Raw genomic sequence first — 5,183 nt, forward strand, 5'->3', positions numbered from 1 at the left:
GAGCTGCGGCTGCCCGAGGGCGCGGCGCTCGAGGCGGCGCTGCGCCGGACCACCGGCTCGGTGCGGGCCAACCCGCGGCTGGGCGGTGACCGGCCGCCGGGCACGGACCCGGCGGGCTCGGGCGAGCTGCGTGGGCTCAGCTTCGGCACCACCGCCGTGGACGTCCTCGCCGGGCTGATGGGTGGCCTGTGCCGGCTCGTCGCCGACGACCTGGTCCTGCTGGAGGGCGGCGTCGGCGAGCCGATGGAGGTGGTCCTCGGCGGCGGGGCGCTGACCGCCTCGCCGTGGTGGCGCGCGGCGTTCGCCGACGCGCTCGCCCCGCGCGAGGTGCGGTGGCAGCGCAACCCGGAGATCGGGGCGGCCGGCGCGGCGCTCGTGGCGCTGGGACGTCTGCCCGAGGCGGCGCACATCGGCGGCATCGGCCGGACGGACGAAACCGCCTCGCACGCGTGACGGTCCGTCCGAAGCGCTGACCGGCCTGCTCGTGCCGTCCGGGCGGCCGTTGACACGGACCGCCGGCCTGGTTGGATGGACTCCGCTCCCCGACGTGGTGGAGTGGAACGAGGAGGCAGGTGTGGGCGCAGGTCCCGACCCGGCTCGTGGCGCGGTCCCGCAGCCGCACCGGCGGCGCTCCGGGTTCCGGCTGCGGGACTGGCGGATGGGCACCAAGCTCGCCACCGTGCTGGTGATTCCGTCGTTGGCGTTCCTCGTCCTGGCCGGCATCCAGACGCGCGGGCTGGTCGGGCAGACCACCACGCTGAGCGCCTTCGCCGAGCAGGTGGGCATCGGCCGGCAGATCGCCGTGGCCGTCGACCGGCTCCAGCACGAGCGGGACCGTACCGCCGGGGAGCTGGCGGGGCTGCGCCGCGCCGGCACCGGCGCCGACCGGGACGCCGCGGTCGCCGCCCTGAAGCCGCTGCAGGCGGCCACCGACCGCGCGGTGGCGGACCTGCGTACCGCGGCCGCGCCGCTGGCCGACGCCGACGCGGCCTGGCGGGTGTCCTACTCGGAGGCGCTGGAGGCGTACGACCAGGTCGTCAACATCCGCGCCGCGGTGGCGCCGGCGGTGCTGTCCAGCGACACCGTCCTCAGCAACTACCACCGGTCCGTCGCGGCGCTGCTGAACCTGCTGGCCGAGCCGTCGCCCGGCGGCGGGCGGCAGGAGCTGACCGAGGCGGTGCTGCGCTACGTGCAGCTGTCCCGGGTCAAGGAGTTGTCCTCGCGGATCCGCGCGGAGCTCTACGCCGCCGCCCGCTCCGGCCGGTACGAGGCCGACGACCAGGTGACGCTCAGCGACCTGCGGGCCCAGCAGCTCACCGCGCTCGGCGCGTTCCGGGTCGCGGCGACCGCCGACCAGATCCGCCGCTACGACCAGACCTCGGTCGACCCTGCCTTCGTCGCGGCCACCCGGATGGAGGAGCGGACCCTGCCCGGCGGCGGCGACGCGAAGCCGGCGCTGCTCGACGCGGAGCAGTGGTGGTCGGCCAGTGAGCAGCGGCAGGAGTTGCTGCGCCAGATGGAGAGCGGGGTCGTCGACGACGCGGTACGCCGGGCCGACGACGCCAGCGCCCGGCAGCTGCGCGACACGCTGCTGGTGGCCGGTGGCATCGCCACAGTGCTGCTGGTGGCGGTGGCGATCTCGCTGCTGGTCGGCCGGTCGGTGGCCCGCGGCATGCGGCAGCTGCGCGGCCAGGCGCTGCGGATCGCGCAGGTGGATCTGCCGCTGACGCTGGAACGGCTGCGCACTGTGGACCGTCCGGTCGGTGCGATCGACGTGCCGCCCGCGGTGATCGACTCGCAGGACGAGATCGGCGAGCTGGCCGAGGCGTTCGTCGCGGTGCACCGCAGCGCCGTCGACGTGGCGGTCGAGCAGGCGATGATGCGGCGCAACGTCAACGCCATGTTCGTCAACCTGGCCCGGCGCAGCCAGGTGCTCGTCGAGCGTCAGCTGGAGCTGCTCGACGACCTCGAACGCGAGGAGAGCGATCCGGACCAGCTGGAGAATCTGTTCAAGCTCGACCACCTCGCCGCCCGCATGCGCCGCAACGACGAGAGCCTGCTGGTGCTCGCCGGCAGCGAGTCGACCCGGCGGTGGAACCGCCCGGTGGGTCTGGGCGCGGTGCTGCTGGCCGCGAGCGCGGAGATCGAGCAGTACCAGCGGGTACGCCACGAGAACCGGACGGACCTGCACGTCGTCGGGCACGCGGTGGGCGACCTGGTGCACCTGTTCGCGGAGCTGCTGGAGAACGCCACCTCCTTTTCCCGCCCGGAGACCACGGTGCGGGTCGTCGTCGAGCCGGACGGCCGGGGCGCGCTGGTGCGGGTCGTCGACGAAGGGCTGGGCATGAGCCCGGCGGCGCTGGCCGAGGCGAACGCGGTGCTGGCCGAGCCGCCGGCCGCCGACGTGTCGGCCTCGGAGCGGATGGGTCTGTTCGTGGTCAGCCACCTCGGCGCCCGCAACGGCGTACGGGTGCGGTTGCAGGCCGGCGGCGCGGGCCTGGTCGCCCTGGTGCGGATCCCGGTCGAGCTGCTGGCCGAGGCGCCCGCGCCGGAGGCGGGCCGGCCGGTGTCGGCGGGTCGGCCCGTACCGGGGGTGGACCGGAGCGTCCGCACGCCCACCGGTCCGGTCGCGGCGTCCGGGGCGCTCGCGGCGCCGACGGCCGAGCTGCCGGTGGCGGGATGGCGTCCGGCGCCCGGTCAGCCGGCGGCGCTGCCGCTGTCGCCGCTGACCGGCCGTCCGCTCGGGGACGGGCCGGAGGCGCCGACGTCCGGATCGCCGGCGCCCGCCGCGCCGGCCGGCGCCGTGCCGCGCCCCCGGCCGGCCCGGGCCGAGGACGTCCTGACCCCGGCTGTCGCCGGACCCGCCGGCGGTGGCTGGTTCAGCCGGCAGGGGCCGACGGCGTCGCCGCTGGGTGTGACGCCCGCCCCGGCGCCGACGCCGGTGACCGGAGGGACCAACGAGCGGGGACTTCCGGTACGGGTGCCGATGGCCCAGCTCGCCCCGGCCTCCGTGGCCGACCGCCCGGTGATGCGGCACGAGCCGGACCCGGAGGCGGTCGGCGGCATGCTGTCGCGCCTCTACAGCGGGGTGCGGCGCGCCGAGGCCGAGGAGACCACCGAGATGTACCTGCCGCGCGACGAAGGAGGACGACGACAGTGACGACGTTGAGCCAGGAGGCACGCGACCTGAGCTGGCTGGTGAACGCGTTCGCGGAGCGCGTTCCCGGGGTGGCGCACGCGGTGGTGGTGTCCTCCGACGGGCTCCTGGTGGCGATCTCGGCGCATCTGCCCCGGGACCACGCGGACAAGCTCGCCGCGGTGACCTCCGGCCTGATGAGCATCACCGCGGGCGCGGCCCAGATGTTCGACGGCGACGTCGTCAAGCAGACAGTGGTCGAGATGGGGCGCGGCTATTTCCTGGTGATGCAGATCCGGGACGGCTCGATCCTGGCCACGCTGGCCGGGGCGGACGCCGACATCGGCGTGGTCGGCTACGAGATGGCGCGGCTGGCCAAGCAGGCCGGCGAGATGCTCACCCCGGCGCTGCGCGCCGAGCTGCAGCAGGCGCTGCCGCGCTGATCCGCCGATGCGGGGCCCGGCCGGCTGCGCAGCCGGCCGGGCCGCCACCGCCTACAGCCCGTTGCGGCGGATCACGTCGCGGTACCAGTGGGCGCTGCGCTTGAGCACCCGCCGCTGGCTCGCGTAGTCCACGTAGACCAGGCCCCAGCGCTGCTCGTACCCCTCGGCCCACTCGAAGTTGTCCAGCAGCGACCAGACGTGGTAGCTCTCCAGCGGTACCCCGTCGCCGATGGCCCGGTGGGCGGCGGCGAAGTGGTCGCGCAGGAAGCTGACCCGCCCGGCGTCGTCGACGTTGCCGTCCGCGCCGGGCACGTCGGGGCAGGGCAGGCCGTTCTCGGTGATGGTGATCGGCACCCGGCCGTCGTCCCGGGTGACCCGGGTGAGGATGTCGTACATGCCCTCGGGGTAGATCTGCTGCCACTCCGCCTCGGAGGTGGGCCACTTGCGGACCGTGCTGCCGTCGCCGGTGACGTAGATCGGCGTGTAGTACTGCACGGCGAGCAGGTCGACCGGGCTGGAGATGATCTTCAGGTCGCCGTCGCGGACGCCGCGGACCATCCGGCTGTCCGGGCCGCGGTCGTCCAGCACGTCCTGCGGGTACGCGCCCTTGAAGATCGAGTCGAGGTAGAGGCGGTTCTCGTAGCCGTCGTGGAGCTTGGTCGCGGCGGCCGCCTCGGCGCTGTCGTCGGCGGGGTAGCAGGGGTGCAGGTTGAGGGCGGGGCCGATCCGGCCGGTGAGGCCGGAGGCGCGCAGCGCCCGCACGGCGAGGCCGTGGGCGAGCTGGAGGTGGTGGGCGACCAGGTACGCCGCGTCCTCGTCCCGGAAGCCCGGGGCGTGGTGGCCGAAGATGTAGCCGTTCTGCACCACGGTCTTCGGCTCGTTGACGGTCAGCCAGACCGGCACCTGGTCGCCGAGGGCGTGGAACACCGCGTCGGCGTACTCGGCGAAGCGCTCGGCGGTGTCCCGGTTCTCCCAGCCGCCGGCGTCCTGGAGGGCCTGGGGTAGATCCCAGTGGAACAGCGTGGCCATCGGCGCGATGTCACGCTCGTGCAGCCCGTCCACGAGGCGGCGGTAGAAGTCGAGGCCGCGCTGGTTGGGGCGGCCGGAGCCGTCGGCCTGGATGCGGGGCCAGGAGATGGAGAACCGGTAGCTGCGCAGTCCCAGGTCGCGCATCAGGTCGAGGTCCTGCGCGTACCTGTGGTAGTGGTCGGCGGCGACGTCGCCGGTGTCGCCGTTGCGGATGCGCCCCGGCGTGTGGCTGAAGGTGTCCCAGACGGACTCACCCCGCCCGTCCTCCTTGGCGGCCCCCTCGATCTGGTACGCCGAGGTCGCCGCGCCCCAGCCGAAGCCGTCCGGGAAGCGCAGTCCGCGGTCCTGCTCCGGGTCGGTGGCGCGCTCGGGCGGGCTGTCGCAGCCGCCGAGCGCGACTGTCGACGCGGCGGTCGCCGTCGCGGTGGCGCCGGCGAGCCCGGTCCGGGCCGCGCCGGCCGCGGTCGCGGACAGGGCGGCGCGGCGGAGCAGGCGCCGTCGGGTGAGTAACGACATGAGGTTTCTCCTCGGAGTGACGGGCCGCCCTGGGCCGGGAGCGCTCCCATCATAGCCAG

At 75.0% G+C, this 5,183-nt stretch carries 4 protein-coding genes; 3 read left to right on the forward strand and 1 reads right to left on the reverse strand.

Going from position 1 to position 5,183, the window contains the following annotated elements:
• From KBX39_RS22270 to KBX39_RS22280, 3 genes are all read left to right on the forward strand, one after another.
• Positions 1–453 (forward strand): FGGY-family carbohydrate kinase (locus KBX39_RS22270; RefSeq protein WP_247660455.1); only part of this gene is annotated, 453 nt, incomplete at its 5' end.
• Between the two features lie 121 nt (positions 454–574).
• Positions 575–3,160 carry a nitrate- and nitrite sensing domain-containing protein gene (locus KBX39_RS22275; protein WP_233607757.1) on the forward strand — a complete coding sequence of 862 codons (2,586 nt, stop codon included), beginning with the start codon at positions 575–577 and terminating at the stop codon, positions 3,158–3,160.
• A 5-nt stretch (positions 3,161–3,165) separates the two neighbouring features.
• Positions 3,166–3,579, forward strand: coding sequence for a roadblock/LC7 domain-containing protein (locus KBX39_RS22280; protein ID WP_196806755.1), 414 nt, complete (start codon positions 3,166–3,168; stop codon positions 3,577–3,579).
• Between the two features lie 51 nt (positions 3,580–3,630).
• On the opposite strand, the gene KBX39_RS22285 is transcribed toward KBX39_RS22280, so the two are convergent.
• Positions 3,631–5,124 carry a GH1 family beta-glucosidase gene (locus KBX39_RS22285; RefSeq protein WP_210872328.1) on the reverse strand — a complete coding sequence of 498 codons (1,494 nt, stop codon included), beginning with the start codon at positions 5,122–5,124 and terminating at the stop codon, positions 3,631–3,633.
• Positions 5,125–5,183 lie beyond the last annotated feature (59 nt).

The organism is Micromonospora sp. D75 (assembly GCF_018070405.1).
GTDB lineage: Bacteria > Actinomycetota > Actinomycetes > Mycobacteriales > Micromonosporaceae > Micromonospora > Micromonospora chalcea.

What these genes read in the sequence shown, in the direction of transcription:
- KBX39_RS22285 (WP_210872328.1), bottom strand. Translation starts at nt 5,124, where the DNA reads ATGTCGTTACTCACCCGACGGCGCCTGCTCCGCCGCGCCGCCCTGTCC.